Origin of the sequence: Pseudomonas sp. B28(2017), assembly GCF_002113025.1 — a bacterium.
Lineage (GTDB): Bacteria > Pseudomonadota > Gammaproteobacteria > Pseudomonadales > Pseudomonadaceae > Aquipseudomonas.
The window spans coordinates 1-26202 of record NZ_NEJH01000007.1; the positions used below are offsets into that span (position 1 = coordinate 1).

Sequence of the window (26202 nt, forward strand, 5' to 3'; positions counted from 1 at the left end):
GGAGGCCGCGATACCCCGTAGCGACACCGGAGCGAGGGAACCCGAAGCGCAGCGTAGGGCCCCTGGTGGGGCAAGAATTTTTGCTTACTTTTTTTTCGAATGAAAAAAGTAAGGCGCCGTAAGGGCGCAAAGGTGATTCAGCGCCACCCTGGCAAATGGATAAGCTCGCAGCACTCACAGCACTCACAGCACTCACAGCTACAGAGCAAAAAAACTTTCCCGACAATCCGAGAAGAACCTTTATTTGCCTTTCCAGACAACGTAAATCCCTCGTAGGAGCGAGCTTGCCCGCGAAGAACCAGAGAACACCGCGTTAATTCAGGCTGCCCGCGTCATCGTTGACCACCATCGCGAGCGGGCTCGCTCCTACAGGGATCAGGGGTGTTCCTGGACGGTCACCGTCGCGGTGGTCCCGGCGCGCAATTTGTCTTTACCGACATAGTCGGCATCGATCTCGATCCGCACCGGCACCCGCTGTGCCAGTTTGACCCAGGTGTAACTGGGGTTGATGTTGGCCAGCAGTCGTCCGCCCGGCAGGTTTTCCCGGTCGGCAATGGCGAAGGCAATGCTCTGCACTTTGCCGCCGAACGTTTCGCCACTCATCAACTCGATCTTCACCCGGTCGCCCTCCCCGATCCGTGGCAGCTTGGTTTCTTCAAAGTAACCACTGACATAGAACGAGTCGCTGTCCACCAGTGCCAGCAATGGACTGCCGGCCGAGGCGTAGTCGCCCTCCCGGGTCAGCAGATTGGTGACATATCCGGTCACTGGGGAGACGACGTGGGTACGCTGCAAGTCGAGCTCGGACTGGGTCAGTGCCGCGATGGCCAGTTGCACGTTGGCCTGGGCCAACACCAGGTTGGCCTGATTACGCAGCAAGTCAGCCTGAGCCACCGACACATCGGTGTTGGCTTTTTCCCACTCTTCGCCGGAAATCGCCGAACGATCCTTGAGCGTGCGCCGCCGTTGCTCCTCGCTCTGACGTTGCTTGAGCAAGGCTTCGCTGGCGGTAATGGCCGCCTGGGCTTGCCCGAGCGAGGCTTTCGACACCTCAACGGCACGTTTGGCATGTTCCACCGCCAGCGTGTAACGCGCCGGATCGATCTCCAGCAGCGCCTGGCCTTTGTTCACGTGTTGGTTGTCCTGCACGGCCAGGCTGACGATTCGCCCGGAAACATCGGCGGACAAGGTCACCACGTCGGCACGTACCCGGGCATCCCGGGTCCAGGGTGCGCGGGTGTAGTGCTCCCAGGCGAACCAGCCCAGGATAAGGGCCAGCAGCACCACCGCTACTGTCGTGAGTCGGGAAAGGATGTTCTTCAAGGCATCAGGCCCCCATCACCAGTATCAACGTGGCGCAGACACAAACGTACAACGCGCCTTCGAACAACGCCTCATGCCAGACAAACTGCAGCACACCGAGGCGCCGCAACGTCCAGTCCAGCAACAGGAAAATCGGCAGGCCCAACAGCAGCGCCTGAGCAATCGGGGGCAGATAGGCACCACCCACTTCCAGATCAATGGGCAAGGACAGGGTCTCCTTCAAGGCCAGCGGGTTGAAAATAGCCGCGATAACGCTCGACGAACGACACCACGATCAGCAGCGCCACACGCATGCGGAACACTGACCACAAGCGCTCATGCACATCGGTATGCAGGGCATCCAGTTCGTCGCCCAGGGTGCGCAGGTTATCAAGCACCTGCGTCACTTCGACCCCGGGCCGGCCGGCGACCAGCCTTCCCGTGTCCCGAACGGTCGAAAACAGACGGCTCTGCAGATCCGGGCTGAGCAGTGCATTGTTCTGCCCCTGCTGCCTGAGTTGATTCAGGGCAATGCCAAGCGCCATGCAGCCCAGGCTGACCTGGAACAGTTCACGGGACTGTGGCTCCTGCGTCGCCGGTAGCAGCCCCAGCATCATGGTCAACCGATCGACCATTCGGCTCTCGAACGCGAACTGCTGTTCATCGGTCGCCGAGGTTTTCAGCAAGGCGTATACCTGCTCGCCGTTCTCCTTGTGGAGCCGGCGCATGCGCAAGTCCGGCCGGAACGGAAAAACCAGTGCGTAGACACTCAACGCAAGTACGGTTGCACAGGTATAAGCCCCGGCAAATTCGAACCACTGGTTGGCGGTATTTTGTCCAATGCCCACGTTCAACGGGCCGAGCAACAGAAACGTCGTGAGCCCCAGGCCAATGCCGGTACCGGTGGTGGGTGGGCTGGCCAACCCCACCGCAGCCGCGTAAAGCAACGGCACCAGCAGCAAGGCAAGCATCTCGAAATTGCTGATCATTGGCACAAACATGAACTGAAGCAGCGCAGACGCCACCAGCGCCAGGCCGAATCCCCGCGCGTAGCTTTGAACCGCGAGCAGCGGCCGGGGAAACGTCGACATCAGCGAGCACAGGATACCCAGCAGCACCATGCCGGCTCGCGCACCGTCCCAGCCGGTTTCGATCCAGATCAGGCCGGCGATCAACAGCGCGGAAAAGGCCCGGATGGCATTCATGGTCGCCAGGGTGAAGTCCAGGTGCAGCGGATTTTCGCGCCCGCGAAACACGCTGCTGGCAGGTCGTCCGCTCTGGATGGCATCACTCAACTCCAGAATCTGCTCAAGCTGCTGCAGCAGACGTGCCTGCTCCCAGCGCAGCGACCAGGCCAGCGAGCGCAAGGTGGCCGGCAGCGGCTCGGTCAATTGTTCGGCCCTGTAGGCCAGCTCATCAAAGCGTTGTTGCAGCGACGTGAAGCGATGGCGCTGTTCACTGGACAGCGATCGCCCCTTGCGCGCCAGCTCATCGAGAAAGGCCAGTTCTTCGGCGCGCAGCCGTTGAATTTCTTCAGGCAGCTCGCCCTCCCAGCGCTCGGTCAACAGCAGTCGCTGGTGGCGCAGGGCTGTCAGTCGCGCGGTCAACAACACCAATTGATTGCCCAACAGTTGCACCAGGCCGTTGGCACTGCGTAACCGGGGCGCATCGTAGTACATGTGCCGGCGCACGCCTTCCAGGCCGCTGATCTGGCCCAGCAGCTGCATTTGCCGTTGCTGGAAGTCGGCTTCGCTCTCTTCGGTTCGGATCACGGCGCTGGCGTGGGTGGCCAGCAGCCGGGTGATTTGATCGATCCTGGCGAAGTAATCCCGGGCAACGGCTTCCGGCCTGGCGGTGAGCAGGCTGACCACGCACACGCAGGCAACCGCCAGCAAGGTTTCGGTGAGGCGAGTCACGGCCAGCAAAAAGGTGCCGTCCTGATCGGGAATCGCCAGCAGCGCGATGACCACGGCGGTGTAACCACTGAGCACGAATGCCCCGGAACTGGTGTAGCGCAAGAGCGTGCCACCGGCGGTGCACAGCGCCAGCCAAAGGGCCAGGGTGGTGATGAACGGCATCGGCGCCTGCGGAAAAATCGCCATGATCGCCACCGCTACGACCGCCCCCATGGTGGTCCCGATGACTTGGCCAAAACTGCGGGCCAGCACCATGCCGCCCAGTGGCTGGCTGATGATGACCACGGCCATGATCGACCACTTGGGCTGGTCCAGATCGAACAGGAACGCCAGGTACAGGGTCAACAAACCGGCCGCGATGGTTCGCAGGGCAAACAGCAATACCCCGGGCCCGGGGTTGAGCATGGCCTTGAAGTACTGCAACAACGCTTGCATGGGAACACTCGTCGAGACACCTCCAGCAAGCGTAGTCACTGTGGCGGAGCCTCGAAAGGTTTTGCTGTCGGCACCGCTTGCAGGCCCGTTTATTGTCGGCTGAAGGGCTTTTCAACGGTTTGATTCGCCAGTGAGCGTCGTCAAGGTTTGACTCAAAGCCTGGCCTGACCGAAGCTGGCGCCTTTGCAAAAGCTCGTCAGCTTCCGGATTCCTGCATGCCCAAGTCCCGCCGCTATCTGTTTATCAGCCTCTTCGCCCTGCTCGTCGTTGGCCTTGCGTGGTTTTCCCTGCGCGATACCACCCCGGTAGTTCCCGAAGCCATCCAGCATGGCTACAGCGAAGCGCTGGCGGCTGCCCGGGCCGGTCAACCAGGTGCTGCGCGGGTGCTCTATCAGCAGTTGGGTCGTCCGGACCTGTCCCCCAAGCGCCGTGTCTGGTTGCATGCCGAGTTGCCCAATTATCCAAGCTCGGTGGCCCTGAAACTGGCGAATGCCGACTTGCAGAACGAGTCGCCCGAGGTGCGAATCGCCGCGATCAGGAGCATCAGCGGGCTGGTACCGAACGGCCAGCGCAGTTTATTGCTGGGGCCATTGCTCGATGACAGCGAACAGAGCGTGCGGCTGGCCGCCATCAACGCGCTGCTGGGTTTGTCCCCGGATGAACTCGGTTTGTACTTCGGGCCGCTGGAACAAGCCATCGATGCCTGGGAGCAAGTGCTCAAGAGTGAGCCGCAAAGCGCCGAAAACCATTACCAACTGGCCCGGCTGCACCTGCACAACGCCGAACTCAAGGAAGCGCAACAGGCGCTGGACAACACCCTGCGCCTGGCGCCGGACAACCTGCCGGCGCTGGTGCTGCAGATCGAAGTGCTGGATAAACAGGGCCAGAACGACGCCGCCCGGCAGCTGCTGGCCAGGCAACTCCAGGCGCAACCCGATTCGGCCTACCTGCAACATGCCCTGGGGCTCTGGTTGCTGCATCACAACCAAAGCGAATTCGCCCTCCTCGGCCTGTCCAAGGCCGTTGAACTTGAGCCGAACAACCGCGATTACCGCTTCGACCTGGCCACCACGTTGCATGTCGAACAGGAACTGGAAGCGGCTCAGAAACAATTGCAGGAAATCGTTCAGCGCCATCCGAATGATCGCAAGGCCCGGGTGCTGCTGATCAATTACTGGAAGGAAAGCGGGCAACTGCAAAACGTGCAGATCCTGTTGGCCCAACTCGAACAGATGAACCCCGATGATCCGGCGCTGCAACAGGGGCTTTGACCCCGACTGAAACTTCGTTAAGCCCTCATCCCGGCCAAGGGTGTTGACGGCGAAGGTAGGGGAGATGATCCGCGGCGGAACGCTTACGAAAGCATGTCCTGCATCAATTCCTGCAACTTATCCAGATCGAACGGTTTGTCCAGGATCGGCGCCTTGCGTGTGATCGGGCTGTCGGTCTCGCGGATTTCCTGGGCATAGCCACTGATGAAAATCACCTTGAGTTCCGGTCGCAGCTTCACGGCGGGCTCGGCGATCTGCACGCCGGAGATGCCACCGGGCAGGCGGAAGTCGGTGATCATCATGTCCAGGTGCGGTTTGCTCGCCAGGATCTCAAAAGCCTGTTCGCCGTTTTCGGCCTGCAATACGCGGTAACCCTCGCCCGACAGATAAGCAGACAGCACCATCAGAATCGAGGGGTCGTCCTCGACGACGAGTACTACATCTTGTGCATCTTCGCTCATGGGAAGCCTTTGTTCGGTCAATTGCTGCTGATACGACCGTGGGGTCGATCAGAGGTTGCGTTTATCCGGCTGTTTTCCTGCAGCGGCAGACAAACGCGAAACAAGGCGCCTTCGCCAATCCTGCTCTGGACCGTAATAGTACCGCCATGGGCGGTCACAATCTGTTCTGAAATAAACAATCCCAGACCCAGCCCGGCGACGGCGTGCCTGGCCGATACCCGTTCGAACTGCTGGAAAATCCGCTGCTGGTTTTCCTCGCTGATGCCGATCCCCTGGTCCCGCACGTCCACCAGCGCCGTGTTCCCTTCACTGTAGACCTTCACCGAGACCGGGCTCTTGGCCCCGTAGCGCAAGGCGTTGGTCAACAGGTTGGAAATGACCTGTTCAATACGAAACTCATCCCAGTTTCCGATCACCGGCTGCTCGGCATCCAGCGTGACCGACGTCTCGGCGGCGTCGATTTGCCGGGAAAAGTTATGCAACAGGTCGCGAACCAGCGCCGAAAGGTCGAAGCGTGTCGGCCGGATCGACAACTTTCCGGTGCGAATGCGCGAAACATCGAGCATGTCTTCGATCAAGCGAATGAGGCTTTTGATCTGCCGCTCGTCGCGGTCGACCATGGCGTGCATCTTGTCCAGGGTGAAAGCGGCGGCGTTGTCCCGGGCCAGGTGCATCTTGCGCAACTGGGTTTCCAGGATCAGGCCGTTGAGCGGCGTGCGCACTTCGTGGGCGACGATGGACATGAAGTCATCGCGCATGCGCACCGCCTGTTCCAGTTCCAGTCGGGTGTCTTGCAGTTGCTCGAGCAATGCCTCCTGCTCACGGCGCCCCTGCTCCAGGGCCAGTACTTGTTCCTGCATCGCCTTGCTCTGGCGATAAAGATCGACGAACACATTGACCTTGCTCTTGACCGCATGGATGTCCAGTGGCTTGTGCAGGAAGTCCACGGCACCGCTTTCATAGCCCTTGAACGCGTAGTTCAGTTCACGCCCGGCGGCGCTGACGAAAACGATCGGGATGTTCCTGGTTTTTTCCGTGCCACGCATCAGCTCGGCCAGCTCGAAGCCATTCATGCCGGGCATCTGCACATCGAGGATGGCCATGGCGAATTCGTGTTGCAGCAGCAGTGACAAGGCTTCGTCGGCGGACAACGCCTTGTACACGATCCGGTCCTCACGCTTGATCAGCGCTTCGAGCGCCAGCAGATTCTCCGGCAGATCGTCGACGATCAGCAGCTTGGCCTGGACATGACTCAGCATGCGATTCGTTCCAGCTCGCGCGCGCCACCGACAGAGACACCGATCACGATCGCTTCGATAGCTGGCAGGTTCGTTGCACTGCTCATGATTTTCGGTAGATCCGTTCTTGTTTGACCAGCGGCTCGAACTGATTGCCGAAGGCTGAAAAATTCGGGGTTTCCTTACTGCCCAACACCAAAAAACCGCGATGGCAGAGGGATTCATGAAACAGCCCGAACGCCCGATCCTGAAGCTTCTTATTGAAATAAATCAGTACATTACGACATGAAATTAATTGAATTTCTGAAAATACACTGTCCGTCGCCAGGCTGTGATCGGCGAAGGTCACGTTCTCGCGCAGTGCCTTGTCGAAAATCGCGTACCCATAAGCCGCCGTATAGTAGTCGGCAAACGAACACTGGCCACCGGCCTGCTGATAGTTAGCAGTGTAGGTGCGGACATTCTCCATCGAGAAAATCCCTTGCCTGGCTTTTTCCAGGGAGCGCGGATTGATGTCGGTGGCGTAGATGATCGTGCGGTCGAGCAGGCCCTCTTCGCGCAGCAGAATGGCCATTGAATACACCTCTTCACCGGTGCTGCATCCGGCGATCCAGATCTTGATCGAAGGGTAGGTTCGCAGCAGCGGCACCACTTCCCTGCGGATGGCCAGGAAGTGCGAAGGGTCGCGAAACATCTCGCTGACTGGAATGGTCAACAATTGCAGCAACTGCATGAAGGCCGTCGGATCGTGCAGGACCTTTTCCTGCAGCGCCGAGATGGTATTGCACTCGAACTGACTCATCGCATGGTTGACCCGGCGCTTGATCGAAGCACCGGAATAATCACGAAAATCGTAGCTGTACTTGAGATAGATCGCCTCGGTCAACAAGCGCAATTCGATTTCGGTATTTCGCTCCACTGAAACATTGCGCTCCACTAGATACGTTCCATCTTCGGTAACCACACACGAATCAGCGAAAACAGGCGATCCAGGTCGATGGGCTTGGCCAGGTAATCGTTGGCTCCGGCCTGCAGGCAGCGCTCCTGATCGTCCTTCATGGCCTTGGCGGTCACCGCGATGATCGGCAGCTTGCGCCAGCGCGGGTCCTTGCGGATTGCAACAGTGGCTTCGAAACCATCCATCTGCGGCATCATCACGTCCATCAACACCAGATCGATGTCCTCCACTTCATTCAATCGTTCAATCGCTTCGCAGCCGTTGCGGCCAATGACCACGACTGCGCCCTTTTGCTCCAGCGCGCTGGTGAGGGCGAAAATGTTGCGCACATCGTCGTCCACCAGCAGCACCTTGCGGCCTTCGAAGACCTTGTCGCGGCTGCGGGCGACCTTGAGCATCTTCTGCCGCTCATGGGACAACCGCGATTCGACTTGGTGCAGAAAAAGCGTCACCTCGTCCAACAGCCGCTCCGGAGAGCGTGCCCCCTTGATGATGATCGAACGCGAATACTTGCGCAGCTCGGCCTCTTCATTGCGGGTCAGGTTGCGCCCGGTATAGACGATGACGGGCGGAAAGGAGCAGATGTCTTCGGTGGACATGCGCTTGAGCAGGTCACTGCCGAGCATGTCGGGCAGTTTGAGGTCGATGATCATGCAATCGAATACGCACGTGCGTAGCAGGTCCAGCGCCTCCTGTGCCAGACCAACGGCGGTGATCTCGATGTCATCGTCGCCGATCAGGCGGGCAATGCTGGCGCGCTGCAAGTCGTCGTCCTCGACCAGCAGCACGCGCTTGACCTTCTGGGTCAGCTTGGCCTCAAGACGGGCAAACACATCCTTGAGTTCTTCGCGAGTGGTCGGTTTGACCGCATAGCCAACAGCGCCCAGGTGCATCGCCGCTTCGATGCGGTCTTCGACCGAAATCACATGCACCGGGATATGCCGGGTTTCGGCGTGTTCCTTCAGGCGTTGCAGCACGGTCAGGCCGGAATGATCCGGAAGGCGCATGTCCAGCAGGATCGCATCGGGGATGAACGTCCTGGCCAGGTCGTAGCCTTCGTCGGCGCCATGGGCCACCAGGCACTGATAACCCAGTTCATGGGCAAGGTCGTAGAGGATGTGCGCAAAGTTCGCTTCATCTTCCACCACCAGAATGCAGCGGCTGCTGAACGGACCGTTGTTGCGATCGTCGTCGAAACGCGGAATATCGACTTCGGCTATCAGTGGCGACAGCGTGGACGGCAATACCCTCGGCGCAGCCGCCACAGGAGCGGCCCGCATCGGTTCAACTGGCACTTCACCGGGTTCTACATAGTGTTGCGGCAAGACCAGGGTAAACACACTGCCCTGCCCCGACGCGCTGGTCACACTGATGGAGCCGCCGAGCAAGGCCGCCAGATCACGGGAGATCGACAAACCCAGCCCGGTGCCGCCATAACGCCGGTTGGTGGTGCCATCGGCCTGACGGAACGCTTCGAAGATGCTTTCGTGCTGATCTGGCGCAATGCCAATCCCGGAATCACGGACGCTGAATGCGATGCCGTCGTTCGGCGCAGGGGCAACAGACAGGCTGACACTGCCGCTTTCCGTGAATTTCAGCGCGTTGGACAGCAGGTTCTTGAGGACTTGCTCCAGACGCTGGTGGTCGGTGAACAGCGTCAGCGGCGCCCCCTCCTGCATATCCACCTGAAAATCCAGCTGCTTGTCCGTGGCCAATGGCTGGAACAGGTCATGCAAGGCATCCACCAGGCGCACCACGCTGGTGCTCTCTGGACGGATTTCCAGTTTTCCGGCCTCGACTTTGGAAATATCCAGAATGTCGTTGATCAGGTGGAGCAAGTCATTGCCGGCAGAGTAGATCGACTCGGCGAACTTGACCTGCTCGGCGCTGAGGTTTTGCTCCGGGTTTTGCGCTAACAGCCTGGCCAGGATCAACGAGCTGTTCAGCGGTGTGCGCAACTCGTGGGACATGTTGGCGAGGAATTCGGACTTGTACTTGCTTGAGCGCTGCAACTCGATCGCGCGCTCTTCGAGTTGAATCTGCGCCTGGTTGAGCTCGGTGTTCTTCAAGTCCATGGCATCACGCTGATCGGCCAGCACCTGCGCCTGCTCGGCGAGTTGTTCATTGGTTTGTTCAAGCTCCACCTGCTGGGTTTCCAGGTGCGCTTGCGATTCCTGGAGAATCCGCGACTGCTCTTCGAGCTCTTCGTTGGCGGTCTTGAGCTCTTCTTGCTGCACTTGCAGTTCTTCGTTGAGCTGTTGGGTTTCGGCCAACACTTCCTGCAGACGCTGACGATAGCGCGCGGCCTCGATGGAGGTACCGATGTTGCTGGATATCAGTTCCAGCAGTTCGGTGTCGCGGTCACTCAGCGGACGTAAAAAGCCCAGTTCGATTACGCCATTGACCCGGTCGTCGTCACTGGTCGGCACCACCAGCACGCTGCGCGGCAAACCTTCGCCGAGACCGGAGCTGACCTTGAAATAATCGCCCGGCACCTCGTCGAGGCGAATCAGCCGCGCTTGTTGCGCCACCTGGCCGACAATGCCTTCGTCGCTGTAGATCTGTTGTCCACGGGCTTCCTGTTCACGGGAGAAACCATAGGAGGCAATGCGTTTGAGACCTCCATGATCTTCCCGGACATAAATCGCCCCCACGGCGCTGCCCAGGTACTGCGCGCAAAATTGCAGGATGTTGCGTCCCAGCAGGTCAAGGCTCAATTGCCCCAGCACCTGCTCCGCGAGCTCGGTCTGGCCGTTACGCAGCCAGGCCTGCTGCTCCAGGCGATGGGCGCTGGCTTGCTGGGCCGCGAGATTGACGCTGTAGCTTTGCGAAAGATTGAGCAGATCGCGGCGCCCGACATACGCCAGCAAGCCGCTGACGCCGGCAATGAACAACAGATAGAGGCTGATGCTCCAGACCGTGCTCTGCCGCACGTCTTCATTGCGAGCGGTGCGCAACTGCTGTTCGGTGTCGATCACTTCCTCGAACTGTTTGCGAATTTCATCGGTCAGGCGTTTGCCGCGTCCGGCCTTGACCACGGCGCGATAGTCACCGCCGCTGCGCTGCAAATCGATCAACGATTGCGCATAGTTGGCCCATTCCATCTGCAATGCCTGCAACCGCAGCAGGCGGTCGGCTTGCACCGGATTATCGGCAGTCAGCTCGAGCAAGGTGTTGAGGGCCACGGCAATTCGCGGCTTGGCGGTTTCATAGGGATCGAGGAAATGTTCGTCGCCGCTGAGCAGGAAACCGCGCATCCCGGTTTCCAGGTCCACGGTCAGCTTGACCGCTTCATTGGCGTTATTGATCACCCGGTCGGTGTGTTCCACCCACTTGATCGTCGACAGCAGATAGGTGATCAGCGAAACGAAGAACACCGCGCTGATGAGGCCCAGCCCCAATGGCAGGCTGATGTTGCGGCTCAGGAGTTTATGAAATCGTTGTTCATCAACCGAGGACACTGAGGGCATGGGGCAGGCCTTGTCGAACTGTCAGAATGCAAGGAGTTTGCCCCATACCTGGCACATTGATCCAATTTTCTGACATGTTTTCGCGCAAGGCCCTACATTCCGCTGCTCTCGTTCAGGTGCGCGGGTTATCCTTGCGTAACTTGCACTGCCATTCTTTTTCACGACGCCGGGAACTTGTCGGGATCCGCCACTTACTCATGCAAGAGGCCGGCGATTTCACTCGCCCGAAAACCCATCATTTTTCAGGAAAGCCATTATGTCTTCCGCCAACGCGCCCATTATCCTCGTCGTCGAAGACGATGCCATTGTGCGCATGCTGATCGTAGACGTACTGGAGGAACTGGAATTCAAGGTGCTGGAAGCCGATGGCAGCGAACAGGCGCTGGAAATACTCAGGGACTCGAACCGGCACATTGATCTGATGATGACCGATGTGGGCTTGCCGAACATGGACGGTCGCGAACTGGCCAATGCAGCACGTGACCTGCATCCCGCCTTGCCGATCCTGTTTGCCAGCGGGTATGCCGAAAGCATCGAAGTGCCTGAAGGCATGCACGTGATCGGCAAACCGTTCTCCATCGATCAATTACGGGACAAAGTCACAAGCCTCCTGGGGTGAGCCGGCGCCCGGCTGTGGTTTAATGCGCGCCTTTTTCGTCCCAGCCCTGTCTTTGCTTCAAGGAATTCCCGCACATGAATCAGCCCCGCGCAACCAGAGTCCTGGTCATTGGTTACGTCTGGCCCGAGCCCCGCTCTTCCGCGGCCAGCGGGCATGTCATGCAAATACTCGAGGTTTTCCTGCAACAAGGCTGGGACATCACGTTCAGCAGCCCGGCAAGCTTCGGCGAACAACGCGCCGACTTGACGGCGCTTGGCATTCGCGAAGTACCCATCGAGCTGAACAACAGCAGTTTCGACGCATTCATCAGCGAACTGGCGCCGGACATCGTGTTGTTCGATCAATTCATGATGGAGGAGCAGTTCGGCTGGCGGGTCGAGAAGCATTGTCCCGATGCCTTGCGTGTGCTCGAAAGTTGCGACCTGCAAAGCCTCAGGCAGGGTCGGCATCAACGCCTCAAGGAGCGCTTGAAGGCCAGTGAGGACAACAATGACTTCAGCGGCCTGTTCACCCCAGCGTCGCGTGAAGAATTTGAACACATGGCCAATACCGATCTGGCGAAGCGCGAAATCGCCTCATTTTATCGTTGTGATTTGACGCTGATGGTTTCCGAGGTGGAAATCGAATTACTGGTCGAGCAGTTCAGGATCCCGCGGAACCTGTTGCACTGGTGCCCATTGATGGTCGATCTGCCGACCAGCGCGCCAGTAGAGTACGAAGATCGCGCGCACTTTCTGCACATCGGCAATTTTCGCCATGCCCCAAACTGGGATGCCGTGCTCTGGCTGAAAAACGCGATCTGGCCACTGATTCGCGCGCAACTGCCTGATGCGCAGTTGCACATCTATGGCGCGTACACCCCGCCCAAGGCCACCGCCCTGCACAACGCGGCACAGGGCTTTCATGTGATGAACTGGGCAGAAGATGCCTTGCACGTGATGTCGAAGACGCGGGTGTGCCTGGCACCGCTGCGTTTTGGTGCGGGGATCAAAGGCAAGATCGTCGATGCGATGCTCTGCGGCACGCCCAATGTCACCACGCCGGTCGGCGCGGAAGCCATGCACGGTGAAGAGCCATGGCCCGGTGCCGTAACCCGTACGGCGCGCGAGTTCGCCGATAGCGCCGTGCAACTTTATCAAGACAAGACTCAGTGGCTTGGTGCCCAGGCGCAGGCCCGGCACTTGTTGGCCAGCCGCTACCCGCAGTCCACCCATGGTCCTGCGTTGATCGAAAGGCTGACCGAATGCCAAAGGAATCTGCCACACATCAGGCGCGATAACTTCACCGGCAGCATGTTGCGCCATCATCAACACAAAAGTACCCAGTACATGGCGCAATGGATCGAGGCAAAGAACCGCCTCAATTAACCGGTGTGCGATACCTATGTACCCCCATGCTGAAGTGCAGCGGTTAATGTCAGCTCTTCACACCGGTTAAACTAATCATCAATTACTCCTCGGCATCGACTGCCGCACCCAAGGCACCAAAGCCATCATCCTCGACGCGGCCAGCGTCGATGGCCAGTCGATCCTCGGCATTGGCGTGTCCGGCTAACAACATGGCCTGGTGCTGCTCGACGATCAGGGCAAGGTGCTGCGTCCGGCCAAACTGTTATGGACCAAAGAGCAGCACCCCGAGGTGTTTTCCCGCATCGCCCGCATGTTGCTACCCCACGACCGGACCTCGACATCGATCAGTTCAACGCACTCGTTGCCAGTGCGCCAATCGGTGCCGAAGGCGTGAGCATGCTGCCGTTCTTCAACGGCGAGCGGGTGCCCGCCCTGCCCCATGCCAGCGCCAGCCTGTCGGGCTTGACCATGACCAACCTGACCCGGGCCAACCTGTGCCGCGCTGTGGTCGAAGGCACGACGTTTGGATTGCGTTACGGACTGGACCTGCTACGCCACAATGGCTTACAAAGCCGCAGCATCTGCCTGATCGGCGGCGGCTCGAAAAGTGCGGTCTGGCGGCAAATCATCGCCGACACCATGAATACAGCAGTGGTCTGCACCGAACAATGCGAAGCCGCGGCCCTCGGTGCAGCGATTCAGGCGGCCTGGTGCGTATCCCGGGCGGACGGGCGCGAAGACAGCCTGGCCGACTTGTGCGAGCGCTGCGTGAAACTCGACCCGGCCAGTGAAGCCCTGCCGATCGCCGACAATGTGCAAGCCTGTCAGCAGGCTTATGAACGCTATCGACAGCTTGTCGCAACCCAATTTGAAGAGTGAACGACTATGTACCTGGTGTGTGGCGAAGCGCTGTTCGATTTTTTCAGTGAAAACGACGCCAGCGGTATGGCGTCCAAAGTGAATTTCAAAGCCATTGCCGGCGGCTCGCCGTTCAACGTGGCAGTGGGATTGTGCCGGTTGGGCGTGGACGCGGCACTGTTGGCCGGGTTGTCCAGCGACTACCTGGGCCGGCGCTTGCTGCACGTGTTGCAGGATGAAGGCGTACGCCAGGATTTCCTGGTGGATTTTGCCGCGCCGACCACCCTGGCGATGGTCGCGGTCGGGGCCAATGGCTCGCCGCAGTACAGCTTCCGGGGCGAAGGCTGCGCGGATCGACAATTGAAGCCGGAGCACCTGCCGACACTCGGGCCTGAGGTTCGCGGCCTGCATATCGGCTCGTTTTCCCTGGTGGTGCAGCCGATTGCCGATACCCTATTGGCATTGGTGCGCCGGGAAAGCGGACAGCGCCTGATCAGCCTCGATCCGAACGTGCGCCTGAACCCGGAGCCGGACATTGAACTCTGGCGCAAGCGTATCGCGACGTTGGTAGAGCTGGCTGACCTGATCAAGGTCAGCGACGAGGACCTGCATCTGTTGTATCCCGGCCAGGAACCGGCGCAGGTGATCGAGGGCTGGTTGCAGCACCGCTGTCAGCTGGTGTTCCTGACCCGGGGCGGCGAAGGCGCGACCGTGTTCAGCCGGGCCCATGGTTCATGGTCGGCTCCCGCCCGTCCGGTAAAAATCGCCGACACCGTGGGCGCGGGCGATACCTTTCAGGCGGCGCTGATTACCTGGCTGACCGAACAGCAGCTGGATTCGGTGGAGGGTGTGCAGCAACTTGGCCGCGAGCAGATCGACCGCATGCTGAAGTTCGCGATGCAGGCGGCCGCGTTGACGTGCAGCAAGACCGGGCCGGATTTGCCTTATCGGCAGCAGTTGGAAATGCGCTGACTTTCTATCAAGCACCCGATGGTCTTAACTGATACACAGGATCGCGCAATCGCGACAGGCGGCGTTTAGCCGGGTTAACCCTCGCTTAACCGTGCGGTCCAACACTTCACTGGACCGCACGCCCTCAGACTGTTCTGACGCCCAGTGCGGCAAGTTCGACAAGCCACACATCGAACTGACTTTCCGTTCGCACCGGAGATCGCTGATGAACACTCGCACCCTGCTGGTTACCACCGCCCTTGCCTGCACCGCGTTTGCCGGCCTGGCTCAGGCCAATGACACCACTACCTCTCAAGCCGTGCCCTATCACTACGGCATGCCATTGCATGTCAGCAAAGTGATTTCACTGACCGAGCCCGACACCCTGGAGTGCAAAGTGGTGAAGGCCGAAATGATATACATCGATGACACGGGAAAACCGGCAGAAATTACCTACCGTAAACTTTCCGACGCCTGCGAGAACCAAGGCTGACTGAAACGTCTGTTGGAGATTGGCCTTACCGGGTTTTGGCGAATGGCTCAACGGCCACGCCAGGCCGGACATTTTACTGGCCGTCGGGCTTGAACTGGCGCTGGGCCTGGTGTTATTCCAGACCCGGCGCGTATCGGTGGAACTCGAAACCGAAGGTTAAAGCGCCTTGCCCAGCATCGAGTGCGGCTCGACCTCTACGTGGTGCTGTCTGGAGCGCAGTTGGGCAATCAATTCGTTTATTTCCCGGCAACCATTGAGCCCGGAGGCATCGATGCCGCTGACCAATAAATCCAGGTGATCGGTTTGCCCGTCGGCATAGACTTTGACGGTCATTGACAGATCCGGTGACAGCGTGCACTGGCAGCGCTTGGGTAGAAAACTGCTTTCGATGATGTTTCGAAGTTCCAGGGCAGAAAGAAACATGGCGACTCTCTCCTTTGTGAGACTGCCAATAACGCTCAATGCTCGCTCATATGAAATCCCGGCAAGCTTCAAGGACAGCTACAGCATAAAACATGCCCTGAATTTCGCTGTGCAGCTCATCGGCAATTCAAGGGTTTAGGCAAGTCATATGTAAAACGTACCATGCAGTTTGCAATAATCGCCCCTTGCAACCCTGCAATTTGCACACTGGACGCCCCGGATTTGCATTCACTGCACACGACAGTGAGAATGCCGCCCTTCACTTCAAGCAAGGAGGCATCATGAGTTCTTTGACCGTTAATGCTTGCGCAGCGCTATTCGCACTGGGGCTTGCTGGCGTGGCGAACGCCGCCAAACTCGAAGAAACCGCGCCCTATCCGAAGGCCGAGAGCGGGTTTACCCGCCAAGTGATTCACCTCGCGCCACAGCCCCGGGAAGACGACTTCCAGGTCGAGATCCTGGCCGGCAAAACAATGACCGTAGACTGCAATCACCCGCGACTGGGCGGCACCCTCGAGGAGAAAAATCTCGAGGGTTGGGGCTACCCGTTCTATCGCCTGGAAAAAGTCATTGGCCCGATGAGCACGTTGATGGCCTGCCCGGAGGGCACGAGCAAACAGGATTTCGTACCGGTGGGCGGTGACGGCTTCCTGCTGCGTTACAACAGCAAGCTGCCGCTCGTGCTGTACGTACCCAAGGACATCGAAGTGCGCTACCGAATCTGGTCGGCGTCGGACAAGGTCGAGAAAGCCATTCGGGAATGACCCATCCATCTGAAGAACCCTGTGGCGTCCGCTGGCGGCCTGCGCAAGCATCATGCCGGAGCATCGCTCAACGCGGCGCGCTCGGCCACATGCCCCAGGCTGTCGAAATTGATGTTGGCCCCTGAGTCGATGGCGACCAGGGTCTGGCCACGAGCCCCGCTTTGTGCCACGTACTTCTTGATTCCCGCCACCGCCAATGCGCCGGAAGGTTCGGTGATCGAGCGGGTATCGTCGTAGATATTCTTGATCGCAGCGCAAAGCTCATCATTGCTGACCGTCACTACGTCATCGACGCAAAACCGGCAGACCTCGAAGCCATAAGCGCCGATCTGTGCCACCGCCACCCCGTCGGCGAAGGTGCCGACGCTGGGCAGGATCACGCGCTCACCGGCCAGCAACGCGGCTTGCAGGCACGCGGAATGTTCCGACTCGACGCCGATGATGCGAATTTCCGGCCGCAAGTATTTTACATAAGCGGCGATACCCGCGATCAGCCCTCCGCCCCCCACCGGCACGAAGATCGCGTCCAGCCGACCTTGATGCTGGCGCAGGATTTCCATGGCCACCGTGCCTTGGCCCGCGATCACCTGCGGATCGTCGAAGGGTGAAACAAAGGTGCGACCGGATTCTCCAGCGAGGTCCAGTGCATAGGCCAGTGCAAACGGAAAGCTTTCCCCGTGCAATACCGCATCAGCGCCACGACTGCGCACCCCGATGACCTTCAATTGCGGTGTCGTGCCGGGCATGACGATGGTGGCATTGATCCCCAGCTCCCGCGCGGCCAGGGCCACACCCTGCGCATGATTGCCGGCAGAAGCCGTGACCACACCACGAGCCTTTTGCGCTTCGCTCAGTTGCACCAGCTTGTTGTAGGCGCCGCGGATTTTAAAGGAAAAGGTCGGTTGCAAGTCTTCACGCTTGAGCAGGACCTGGTTGCCCAAGGCTTCAGACAAGGCCGACGCCGGTTGCAACGGCGTGCGCACCGCCAGTTCATACACCGGCGCGGCAAGGATTTGCTTGACGTAGCGTTCTAGCAGGGTTTGCTGATCGGTTGTAAAACTCATCGTCGTCTCCTGACGTTGATCGGGGCCAGGGAGACAGAAAGTAAAAACCCGCCTCCAGGGCGGGTTGGGTGCTGCAGTCGTGAGCTAGCCCGCCAAATGAGGAATGGCGGTAATAATGCTTGGCTGGCAGCGCAATACGGAGGAAGTCATGGCTCGAAATTAGCCGGGCGGTGGTGGCAAGTCAATGGCAAATTTACGGTGGTCACTGTAGGCTGCTGATTCCAGTCATTGTCCAAGGAAGGAACACATGAATGCCATTGCCCTGCCCCTTATGATCACCGCTGTTTTTGTGTCCATCGGGCCATTGTTGTATCTGGTAGTGCGCGGGTTTCAGGATCGGAAAAAGTTGCTGAAAGCAGGACAAGAGGCCTGATCCGGAAATTGCAGCGTCTACAGGATCGCCTTCGCGAGCAAGTCGGATTGCCGCACCGCCGCTCCCACAGGGAATGCATTTGAAGTGTTCAAGCGGGCTTGCTCACGAAGGCGGCGGGTGAGTTTCATTTCAATCCGACTTTATACAAGGCACCCTCCTCTTCATCGGTCAGCACATACAAATACCCGTCCGGCCCCTGTCGCACATCACGAATGCGCTTTTTCAACTCCCCGAGCAAACGTTCCTCGTGCACCACCTTGTCACCCTGGAACTCCAGGCGAATCAGTTCCTGGCTGACCAACGCGCCGATAAACACGTTGCCCTGCCAAGACTTGAAACGATCGGCATCGTAAAACGCCATGCCACTCAGGCCCGGGGACTTTTCCCAGACATGGTTCGGGGAAACCGTGCCTTCGGCGGTATCGCCCCTGGCTTCGGGAATCGGTAGACCGGAGTAGTTGATGCCATGGGTCGCCAACGGCCAGCCGTAATTCCTGCCACGCTCGATGATGTTGATTTCGTCGCCGCCCCGAGGGCCGTGTTCGTTTTCCCACAGCGTGCCGTTCCACGGGTTGAGCGCCGCGCCTTGCGGGTTACGCTGCCCGTAGGACCAGATTTCCGGGCGCACGTTGGCCTGGCCGACAAAAGGGTTGTCCTTGGGCACCGTGCCGTCCGGGTAGATTCGCACCACTTTGCCCTGCAGCTTGTCGAGGTCCTGGGCGGTTGGGCGGTCGTTGTTTTCCCCCAGGGTCACGAACAGATAGCCGTCGCGATCAAACACCAGCCGCGAGCCAAAATGGTTGCCGACCGAGAGTTTGGGTTCCTGGCGCAGTATCACCTGGAAATCCTTGAGCGCCGTCATATCTTCGGAGAGCCGGCCGCGGCCCACTGCAGTACCGGCCTTGTTACCCTCACCACCCCCTTCGGCATAGGACAGATAGACCATCCGGTCCTGCTTGAAGTCCGGTGACAACGCCACGTCCAGCAACCCGCCCTGCCCCTTGGCCCAGACCGTTGGCACGCCATTGAGCGGTGCCGACAGCTTGCCGTCGGCAGTGACCAGCCGCAGGTTGCCGGGGCGTTCGGTTACCAGCATGCTTTTACCATCCGGCAAGAACGCCAGCGCCCAGGGGTGCTCCAACCCCGTCACGACAGGGGTGGCCTCAAGGCTGCCTTCTTCGCTTTTCATCGTCTGGGTGGGCGCGCCAAGCACAGGAAAAGTGGCGGTAATCAATCCGCCGGCACAGAGGGTTGCCAACAAGTTTTTACGCAACATGCACGATTCCTTTTCTGATCAACATGAGGTCTGCTGAAAAACAGCGGGCAGAGGACCTGCCTGCCACTCAACGGTTGCTGCTGCCAGTGTCTCGTGGTGGAGGATTGGGAATGAATGTCGGCGGGCTGGCGGGAGTGGTCCGCTCGGGATAGCGATTACCGATGCCGCCGTTATCCAGCGTCGGCGGACGCGGGATAGGCACGGTATTCGGTCCGCGTATAACCGGGGCACCGGGTTGAGTGCCTTGCATGCTGTTGGGGTTGGCCCGGTGAATCGGACTGTTGTAAGGGTTGTTGTTGGTGCGGCCTGGCAGGTTCTGGGCCAGTTGCAATGAAGCAGAGGCATCGGCCTGGGCCAGAGAGCCCAGTATGGCACTCAAGGCCAGCGCAACGGCGCCAAACACGTACGGATTCATGGGGGTGCCCCTCTACATCGCGTGGATAAGGACTTCGATACCACGCTACGCCCGGGGTTCAGGTTTGTTAACAAAAACCTCCCCGGGAAGATGTAACAGAACACCTGTCAGATCAGAATGAAGACCACCAGCAATCCGGCAAAGATCGACCACTTTTCGAGATAGTAAAGTTTGCGGTTACGTTTTTTCAGTTGCTTGCCGCGCAGGCGAACCTTGTAGATCCTGCCGAACAGTCGGTTGAGTCCGCCAGTCCTGTCGCCCGCCTCATTCGGCGCACCAGCCGCCGACATGACATTGCGACTGAACCAGCGATTGAATGCCGCTGCCCACCGATACTTCATCGGCCGCTCGACGTCGCAGAACAAAATGATGCGATTGTGCGGCGTGGTGTTTTCTGCGTAATGAATGTAGGTCTCATCGAACATCACCGCTTCGCCATCGCGCCAGTGGTAATTCTGGCCATCGACATTGATGTAGCAACCGTCGGCGTTGGGTGTTTCCAGGCCCAGGTGGTAACGGTACGAACCCGCATACGGGTCGCGGTGGCGCACCAGTCTGGAGCCCGGCGGCAATTCGGCGAACATCGCCGCCTTGATCGAACCAATGCCCTGAACCAACTCTGTGGTGCGCGGGCAGAGCTTCATCGCCGACGGGTGGCTGTCGCCGTACCACTTGAGATAGAAACGCTTCCAACCAGTCTTGAAAAACGAGTTGAAACCGACGTCATCGTATTGGTTCGAACGCTTGATCTCACCAGCGTGAAGCAAATTCTGACCCTCGGCACGAATTTCTTCCCAATGCTCCTGCAACGGACGCAGGTCGGGGAAGTCGGCCGGGTCGAGATACGGTTTGTTGGGGATTTTCGAGAACAGGTAAAGAAAGCAGTTGATCGGCGCCAGAAACGTCGAGTGATCGCTCAACTGGCGACCCAGCTTATGGCGCACTTGGCCACGCAGATGGACATACGCAATAGAGACAACGTAGATAACGGCAATGATCAGTTTCACGGAAATCGTCACACATCAGAAGTAAACAAACTGCGCCCTTTACCGGCATGCCGGTCCCCGAAGCTTGTGCAGCGGCTGAATACGAAACAGAGGCCCTGTGGTGCCGTCGAGCCATGCCGATGGTCGACATCCGGCCGATAGATGGCATTTTAGCCACAGTTTGTCACCAATAGTTAACCTGCAGCTGCGAAAATGTCATCGCAGAATCCGCCAAAGCGTTGCGCAGGCCTCAACGCCCTATCGTTTAAAGAGCCAGACCAGTACAATCGCCGCCAAACTTTACGCGCCCCCAGATTGAGAGCGGGAAACCTCCCCTTTCAGCGCACGTTGACTCGGGCCAGGCGCGCCACATGCTGCTGTCCACTTAATGCCAGATGGATCTTCCACTGCCGATCGGGATGAATGTCCCAGGGTCCGAACAGTGGAAACGGGTACTGAACCGGTACTGCCGCAACCCTAGCTACTCTGAATGCTTCGCAGGAAAAACCTTTGATTTCTACAGCTAACATCACGATGCAGTTCGGCGCCAAGCCGCTCTTCGAAAACGTTTCGGTCAAGTTCAACGGTGGCAACCGTTACGGCCTGATCGGCGCCAACGGTTGCGGCAAGTCGACCTTCATGAAGATTCTCGGCGGTGACCTTGAGCCGTCCGGCGGCCAGGTCATGCTGGAGCCGAACGTGCGCCTGGGTAAATTGCGCCAGGACCAGTTCGCCTACGAAGAATTCACCGTGATCGACACCGTGATCATGGGTCACGAAGAGCTGTGGAAGGTCAAGGCCGAGCGCGACCGCATCTATTCGCTGCCGGAAATGAGCGAAGAAGACGGCATGGCCGTGGCCGAGCTGGAAACCGAATTCGCCGAAATGGACGGTTACACCGCCGAATCCCGCGCCGGTGAGCTGCTGCTGGGCCTGGGTATTCCACTGGAACAGCATTTCGGTCCGATGTCCGAAGTGGCTCCCGGCTGGAAGCTGCGGGTATTGCTGGCTCAGGCACTGTTCTCCGATCCGGAAGTGCTGTTGCTCGACGAACCGACCAACCACCTGGACATCAACACCATTCGCTGGCTGGAATCCATTCTCACGGTGCGTAACAGCACCATGATCATCATTTCCCACGACCGTCACTTCCTCAACAGCGTCTGCACCCACATGGCTGACCTGGACTACGGTGAGCTGCGCCTGTTCCCGGGCAACTACGACGAGTACATGACCGCAGCGACCCAGTCCCGCGAGCAACTGCTTTCGGACAACGCCAAGAAGAAAGCCCAGATTGCCGAACTGCAAACGTTCGTCAGCCGCTTCTCGGCCAACGCCTCGAAAGCCAAGCAGGCCACTTCCCGCGCCAAGCAGATCGACAAGATCCAGCTGGCCGAAGTCAAGCCATCGAGCCGCGTGAGCCCGTTCATCCGCTTCGAACAGACCAAGAAGCTGCACCGCCAGGCCGTGACCATCGAGCAGATGTCCAAGGGCTTCGACGGCAAGACCCTGTTCAAGAACTTCAGCTTCACCGTCGAAGCCGGCGAGCGCGTGGCTATCATCGGCCCGAACGGTATCGGCAAGACCACCCTGCTGCGCACCCTGATGGGCGAGCTGACCCCGGACGCCGGTTCCGTCAAGTGGACCGAAAGCGCGGAGCTGGGCTACTACGCTCAGGACCACGCCCATGACTTCGAAGACGACGTCAGCCTGTTCGACTGGATGGGCCAGTGGACTCAGGGCGAGCAGATCATTCGCGGCACACTGGGTCGCATGCTGTTCTCCAACGACGAGATCCTCAAGTCGGTCAAGGTCATTTCCGGTGGTGAACAAGGCCGCATGCTGTTCGGCAAGCTGATCCTGCAAAAGCCGAACGTACTGGTGATGGACGAACCGACCAACCACCTGGACATGGAATCCATCGAGGCGCTGAACCTGGCGCTGGAAAACTATCCGGGCACGCTGATCTTCGTCAGCCACGACCGTGAGTTCGTATCGTCCCTGGCCACCCGCATCATCGAGCTGAGCCCTAACGGCGTGACCGACTTCAGCGGCACCTACGACGACTACCTGCGCAGCCAGGGTGTGGTGTTCTAACAGCAGCTATTAGCTACAAGCTGCGAGCTACACGTCAAGAGCCCTGTCCATGTGACGGGGCTTTTTGCATTTTATGGTCAGGATTTTGTCAGGTGCCGATTCCTTCGCGAGCAGGCTCGCGATGACGGACTCAGGGACCCTGAAGAGCAAAAACCGTTAGCCTGCTTTCTTTTATCGCAACGCCGCGCCATCATGGAGCTCTCCCACCGCCGCCCGCGAACGAGCCCTCATGTCTGTGCAGCAAGCTGCTCCGCAAAGTTCCATGGCGATCACCCTGCAGATCGTCTCCATCGTTTTCTATACCTTCATTGCCTTCCTCTGCATCGGCTTGCCAATTGCGGTCTTGCCGGGGTATGTCCACGAGCAACTCGGGTTCAGCGCCGTCGTGGCCGGGTTGACCATCGGCTCGCAATACCTCGCCACCCTGCTCAGCCGGCCCATGGCCGGGCGGATGTCCGACAGCGTTGGCACCAAGCGCGCAATCATCTATGGCTTGGCGGGGATCGTGCTCAGTGGCGTGTTGACCTTGCTGTCGACCCTGTCGCAAGGCTTTCCCTTGCTCAGCCTGCTGATCTTGATCGCCGGGCGCCTGTTGCTGGGGATCGCCCAAGGGTTGATCGGCGTCGGCACCATCAGTTGGTGCATGGGCCAGGTAGGCGCTGAGCATACCGCGCGGTCGATCTCCTGGAACGGCATCGCGTCCTACGGTGCGATTGCCATCGGTGCACCGCTGGGCGTGGTAATGGTGCAACAACTCGGTTTCGCCAGCCTCGGCATCGCCCTGTCGCTGCTGGCCCTGGCCGCACTGCTGCTGATTCGCAACAAGCCCTCGGTACCCGTGGTGCGCGGTGAGCGCCTGCCGTTTTGGGCGGTGTTCGGGCGCATTGCGCCGTTTGGCGCAAGCCTGAGCCTGGCGTCCATTGGCTACGGCACCCTGACGACCTTTATCACCTTGTATTACGTCAATCGCGGCTGGACCGGTGCGGCCTACTGCCTGACAGTGTTCGGGGTGTGTTTCATCCTGTCGCGACTGCTGTTCATTTCCGCCATCAGCCGCTTTGGCGGGTTCACCTCTGCCATCGCCTGCATGTGCATCGAAACGGTTGGCCTGGTGCTGCTGTGGCTGGCGCCTTCGACCGGGTATGCGCTCCTTGGCGCCGGCCTGACCGGATTTGGGCTGTCCCTGGTGTACCCGGCACTGGGTGTCGAGGCCATCAAGCAGGTGCCTGACTCCAGTCGGGGCGCAGGTTTGAGTGCTTACGCGGTGTTTTTCGACCTGGCGCTGGCCATCGCCGGCCCGTTGATGGGTGCAGTGGCGCTGAACCTGGGTTATGCGTGGATTTTCTTCAGTGCGGCATTGTTGTCGGTGACGGGTTTGGGGTTGACGTTACTGCTCAAGAGTCGCTCGAAAGCCTGAGCCTTGGCACTTTCCCTGTGGGGGCGAGCTTGCTCGCGATGGATCCCTCACATCCAGGATTGATGTCGTCTGACGCGCCGCTATCGCGAGCAAGCTCGCTCCCCAGGGTTGTATGCAAATTACTGATCAGCCGTTTGCATACCTGCCCGTGTCGCCCTGCCCAGGGTCCGCGAGAAGAAGCTTCCGGCTTCAGAGATCAGATTGCGGTGAATGTCCTGGCGATCGACGCCATCGGCATCGGTGCACAGCGCGGGCATGATCACGATCTGCTCGTCATTGCACGGCGCCATGAAGACGAAGTGCCCTGCTCCCGCCAACAACTTGAAGTCAGGCGCCGTCGGCAGTTTGCGCGCCAGTGCTGCGGCGTTCTTGTCGACAGCCACCAGTTTGTCGCCATCACCGCTGTAAAGCAGCACCGGCACATGCACGTCGGCCAGGGTGTGGCGGCCGAACTTCAGGCTCAGCGGCGCCATCAGCATCAAGGCGTGGACGCGAGGATCAGCCACCGGTTGCAGGTCGTCGCGGTCGACAATCAATTCACCCCGGGTGTTGCAGGCGTCGTGGTCATCGGGACGCTCCTGGCAGTAACGGCGCAGGCGATCAAGGTCCGGGGTCGCGCCGGACAGGATCAATGCGGTCTCGCCACCGGCCGAATAGCCAATGACCCCCACCTGATCGGCATTGACGAATGGCGACAGCATACGGTCGCCCAAGGTGGCGGTAATGGCTTCGGAAATCTGGATCGGCCGACCATACAGGTTACTCAAAGTACCGAGGCGGCTGTGGTCCCTGGAGTTGTCACCGGGGTGAATCACCGCCACCACGACAAAGCCTTTCCTCGCCAGCGACGTGGCGAGGTCGTGCAGGGCCAGCGGGGTGCCGGTGTTTCCGTGGGACAGCATCAGCATCGGGAACCGGCCAATGGCGACTTTGGTGTCCTCCCCGGCTTCGACCGTGTAACCCTCGAGCTTGCTGGTGTGCTCCCAGTCACTGGAAGGATAGAAGGCGATGGCGCGCATCGGCTGCAGGTCCAGCGGGTCGAGAAAAGTCATCTCATGGAAGCCGACGCTCCAGTGAGGATGCGGTGCAGGCGCGGCGTGCACTGTATTCAGGCTGCTGAGCAGACAAATCAGTAAAGTTGCACAAAGACGCATCATGGGATGCCCCCACCTTGTTACCGGACTTGAGACGTGAACCCTTGACTGCATAAGTCGAGCCACAATCTGAAACGACCAGAAACAAAAAACTCCGTAGCTGGTACTTGCGTAGCCAGAATACAGAGTTTTTTGGGGTGTTACCTGAACGGTAGCGTTCTTTACGCAAGCCTTACGCAGCGGCGAACAGTTGCTCGCTGATTTGCGTGTGAGCAGCGCTCATGGCTTTGTTGCGAACGTCGTCACCGTAAGCCAGGCCTTCGGCGCGGACGATTTCGATGTCGGTGATGCCGATGAAACCGAACAGCACCTTCAGATATTCTTCGTGGGCAACACCGGTTGCCTGACCGGCGTGCATGCCGCCGGACGTCGAGACGATCACGACTTTCTTGCCACCGCACAGGCCTTCAGGGCCGGCTTCGGTGTAACGGAAGGTCTGGCCGGCAACGGCGATGCGGTCGATCCAGGCCTTCAGTTGAGTCGGGATGGTGAAGTTGTACATCGGTGCGGCAATCACCACCGCATCGGCGGCGAGGAATTCGGCCAGGGTCGAGGCGCTCAGTTCGGCTTCGTGCTGTTGTGCGGCGTTACGCAGTTCAGCGGTGGTGCCGGCGGCGACCAGAGTGGTGGCGGAGAAGTGGCTGATCGCGTCGGCGGCCAGGTCGCGGTAAGTCACCACGGCAGTTGGCTCGGCGATTTGCCAGGCTTTAACGACTTCGCCGCTCAACTGACGGGAAGCCGAGTTGTCGCCAAGAATGCTCGAATCGATATGCAGCAGTTTCATGTGGGTTCTCCAAGTGAGGATCGCCCACAAGGGCGATCTGATGGGACTAATCCTACAAAAGAAACCAATAGCTGATTAGACGGCAATAATGCGATAGTTCGTCTCACAGATAGAACAATCAGGCTCAC

General features: G+C 59.2%; 23 protein-coding genes and 2 pseudogenes. 11 read left to right on the plus strand and 14 right to left on the minus strand.

The window, feature by feature from the left end; translation table 11 throughout:
- Window positions 1–375: 375 nt before the first annotated feature.
- From CAF65_RS18040 to CAF65_RS18050, 3 genes are read right to left on the minus strand one after another with little or no spacing between them, the layout of a single operon-like run.
- Complete coding sequence (locus tag CAF65_RS18040; protein ID WP_085717498.1) at window positions 376–1323, minus strand: HlyD family secretion protein; 948 nt, start codon at window positions 1321–1323, stop codon at window positions 376–378.
- Between the two features lie 4 nt (window positions 1324–1327).
- Window positions 1328–1528: a DUF1656 domain-containing protein gene (locus CAF65_RS18045; protein ID WP_008001544.1), complete on the minus strand. Its 201-nt coding sequence runs from the start codon at window positions 1526–1528 to the stop codon at window positions 1328–1330.
- Complete coding sequence (locus CAF65_RS18050) at window positions 1518–3653, minus strand: FUSC family protein (RefSeq protein WP_085717499.1); 2136 nt, start codon at window positions 3651–3653, stop codon at window positions 1518–1520. Before CAF65_RS18050 ends, CAF65_RS18045 begins: the two co-directional genes overlap by 11 nt.
- A 215-nt stretch (window positions 3654–3868) precedes the next feature.
- Between CAF65_RS18050 and CAF65_RS18055 the strand changes: the two genes are divergently transcribed.
- The gene (locus CAF65_RS18055; RefSeq protein ID WP_085717500.1) at window positions 3869–4924 is read left to right on the plus strand and encodes a tetratricopeptide repeat protein; all 1056 of its coding nucleotides are present in this window, start codon (window positions 3869–3871) and stop codon (window positions 4922–4924) included.
- An 83-nt stretch (window positions 4925–5007) separates the two neighbouring features.
- On the opposite strand, the gene CAF65_RS18060 is transcribed toward CAF65_RS18055, so the two are convergent.
- The 4 genes from CAF65_RS18060 to CAF65_RS18075 form a co-directional block, all read right to left on the minus strand.
- Entirely contained in the window at window positions 5008–5385 is a 378-nt protein-coding gene (locus CAF65_RS18060) for a response regulator (RefSeq protein WP_007970583.1), read from the minus strand.
- A 17-nt stretch (window positions 5386–5402) separates the two neighbouring features.
- A complete protein-coding gene (locus CAF65_RS18065) occupies window positions 5403–6644 on the minus strand; it encodes a hybrid sensor histidine kinase/response regulator (RefSeq protein ID WP_085717501.1) in 1242 nt (413 codons plus the stop codon).
- A gap of 82 nt (window positions 6645–6726) precedes the next feature.
- Entirely contained in the window at window positions 6727–7560 is an 834-nt protein-coding gene (locus CAF65_RS18070) for a protein-glutamate O-methyltransferase CheR (protein WP_085717502.1), read from the minus strand.
- Window positions 7560–11051 (minus strand): response regulator, encoded by a 3492-nt coding sequence (locus CAF65_RS18075; protein WP_085717503.1) that lies wholly within the window; start codon window positions 11049–11051, stop codon window positions 7560–7562. Before CAF65_RS18075 ends, CAF65_RS18070 begins: the two co-directional genes overlap by 1 nt.
- Window positions 11052–11307: 256 nt before the next feature.
- Between CAF65_RS18075 and CAF65_RS18080 the strand changes: the two genes are divergently transcribed.
- From CAF65_RS18080 to CAF65_RS28360, 6 genes and pseudogenes are all read left to right on the plus strand, one after another.
- On the plus strand, window positions 11308–11670 hold the full coding sequence (locus tag CAF65_RS18080; protein WP_085717504.1) for a response regulator: 363 nt from the start codon (window positions 11308–11310) through the stop codon (window positions 11668–11670).
- 74 nt (window positions 11671–11744) lie between these two features.
- Window positions 11745–13037 carry a glycosyltransferase gene (locus CAF65_RS18085; protein ID WP_085717505.1) on the plus strand — a complete coding sequence of 431 codons (1293 nt, stop codon included), beginning with the start codon at window positions 11745–11747 and terminating at the stop codon, window positions 13035–13037.
- A 94-nt stretch (window positions 13038–13131) separates the two neighbouring features.
- A pseudogene (locus CAF65_RS18090) lies at window positions 13132–13898 on the plus strand (FGGY-family carbohydrate kinase).
- Between the two features lie 6 nt (window positions 13899–13904).
- Window positions 13905–14849, plus strand: coding sequence for a carbohydrate kinase (locus CAF65_RS18095; RefSeq protein ID WP_085717506.1), 945 nt, complete (start codon window positions 13905–13907; stop codon window positions 14847–14849).
- A gap of 205 nt (window positions 14850–15054) precedes the next feature.
- Window positions 15055–15321: a DUF2790 domain-containing protein gene (locus tag CAF65_RS18100; RefSeq protein WP_085717507.1), complete on the plus strand. Its 267-nt coding sequence runs from the start codon at window positions 15055–15057 to the stop codon at window positions 15319–15321.
- Between the two features lie 19 nt (window positions 15322–15340).
- Window positions 15341–15481 (plus strand): hypothetical protein, encoded by a 141-nt coding sequence (locus tag CAF65_RS28360; protein WP_158090068.1) that lies wholly within the window; start codon window positions 15341–15343, stop codon window positions 15479–15481.
- Here CAF65_RS28360 and CAF65_RS18105 read toward each other — a convergent pair.
- Window positions 15478–15744 carry a DUF1652 domain-containing protein gene (locus CAF65_RS18105; RefSeq protein ID WP_085717508.1) on the minus strand — a complete coding sequence of 89 codons (267 nt, stop codon included), beginning with the start codon at window positions 15742–15744 and terminating at the stop codon, window positions 15478–15480. The two genes, CAF65_RS28360 and CAF65_RS18105, sit on opposite strands and share 4 nt — an antisense overlap.
- A 281-nt stretch (window positions 15745–16025) precedes the next feature.
- Here CAF65_RS18105 and eco point away from each other — a divergent pair, with 281 nt between their 5' ends.
- Entirely contained in the window at window positions 16026–16508 is a 483-nt protein-coding gene (gene eco, locus CAF65_RS18110; protein WP_085717509.1) for a serine protease inhibitor ecotin, read from the plus strand.
- A 50-nt stretch (window positions 16509–16558) separates the two neighbouring features.
- Here the strand turns inward: eco and ilvA are convergent, their stop codons facing one another.
- Window positions 16559–17572 carry a threonine ammonia-lyase, biosynthetic gene (ilvA, locus tag CAF65_RS18115; RefSeq protein WP_085717510.1) on the minus strand — a complete coding sequence of 338 codons (1014 nt, stop codon included), beginning with the start codon at window positions 17570–17572 and terminating at the stop codon, window positions 16559–16561.
- 268 nt (window positions 17573–17840) lie between these two features.
- Between ilvA and CAF65_RS18120 the strand changes: the two are divergent.
- A pseudogene (locus CAF65_RS18120) lies at window positions 17841–17945 on the plus strand (DUF2834 domain-containing protein); the annotation flags it as partial.
- Window positions 17946–18069: 124 nt separating this feature from the next.
- Here CAF65_RS18120 and CAF65_RS18125 read toward each other — a convergent pair.
- The 3 genes from CAF65_RS18125 to lpxO form a co-directional block, all read right to left on the minus strand.
- A complete protein-coding gene (locus tag CAF65_RS18125; RefSeq protein ID WP_085717511.1) occupies window positions 18070–19221 on the minus strand; it encodes a PQQ-dependent sugar dehydrogenase in 1152 nt (383 codons plus the stop codon).
- A gap of 67 nt (window positions 19222–19288) precedes the next feature.
- The gene (locus tag CAF65_RS18130) at window positions 19289–19636 is read right to left on the minus strand and encodes a hypothetical protein (protein WP_085717512.1); all 348 of its coding nucleotides are present in this window, start codon (window positions 19634–19636) and stop codon (window positions 19289–19291) included.
- A gap of 107 nt (window positions 19637–19743) precedes the next feature.
- Window positions 19744–20643: a lipid A hydroxylase LpxO gene (gene lpxO / locus CAF65_RS18135; RefSeq protein ID WP_085717513.1), complete on the minus strand. Its 900-nt coding sequence runs from the start codon at window positions 20641–20643 to the stop codon at window positions 19744–19746.
- A 489-nt stretch (window positions 20644–21132) separates the two neighbouring features.
- Here lpxO and CAF65_RS18140 point away from each other — a divergent pair, with 489 nt between their 5' ends.
- Window positions 21133–22719, plus strand: coding sequence for an ABC-F family ATPase (locus tag CAF65_RS18140; protein WP_033044478.1), 1587 nt, complete (start codon window positions 21133–21135; stop codon window positions 22717–22719).
- 229 nt (window positions 22720–22948) lie between these two features.
- A complete protein-coding gene (locus tag CAF65_RS18145) occupies window positions 22949–24136 on the plus strand; it encodes an MFS transporter (RefSeq protein WP_085717514.1) in 1188 nt (395 codons plus the stop codon).
- Between the two features lie 119 nt (window positions 24137–24255).
- On the opposite strand, the gene CAF65_RS18150 is transcribed toward CAF65_RS18145, so the two are convergent.
- The gene (locus CAF65_RS18150) at window positions 24256–25293 is read right to left on the minus strand and encodes a dienelactone hydrolase (protein WP_085717515.1); all 1038 of its coding nucleotides are present in this window, start codon (window positions 25291–25293) and stop codon (window positions 24256–24258) included.
- Between the two features lie 169 nt (window positions 25294–25462).
- A complete protein-coding gene (locus CAF65_RS18155) occupies window positions 25463–26074 on the minus strand; it encodes an FMN-dependent NADH-azoreductase (RefSeq protein WP_085717516.1) in 612 nt (203 codons plus the stop codon).
- Between the last annotated feature and the right edge of the window lie 128 nt (window positions 26075–26202).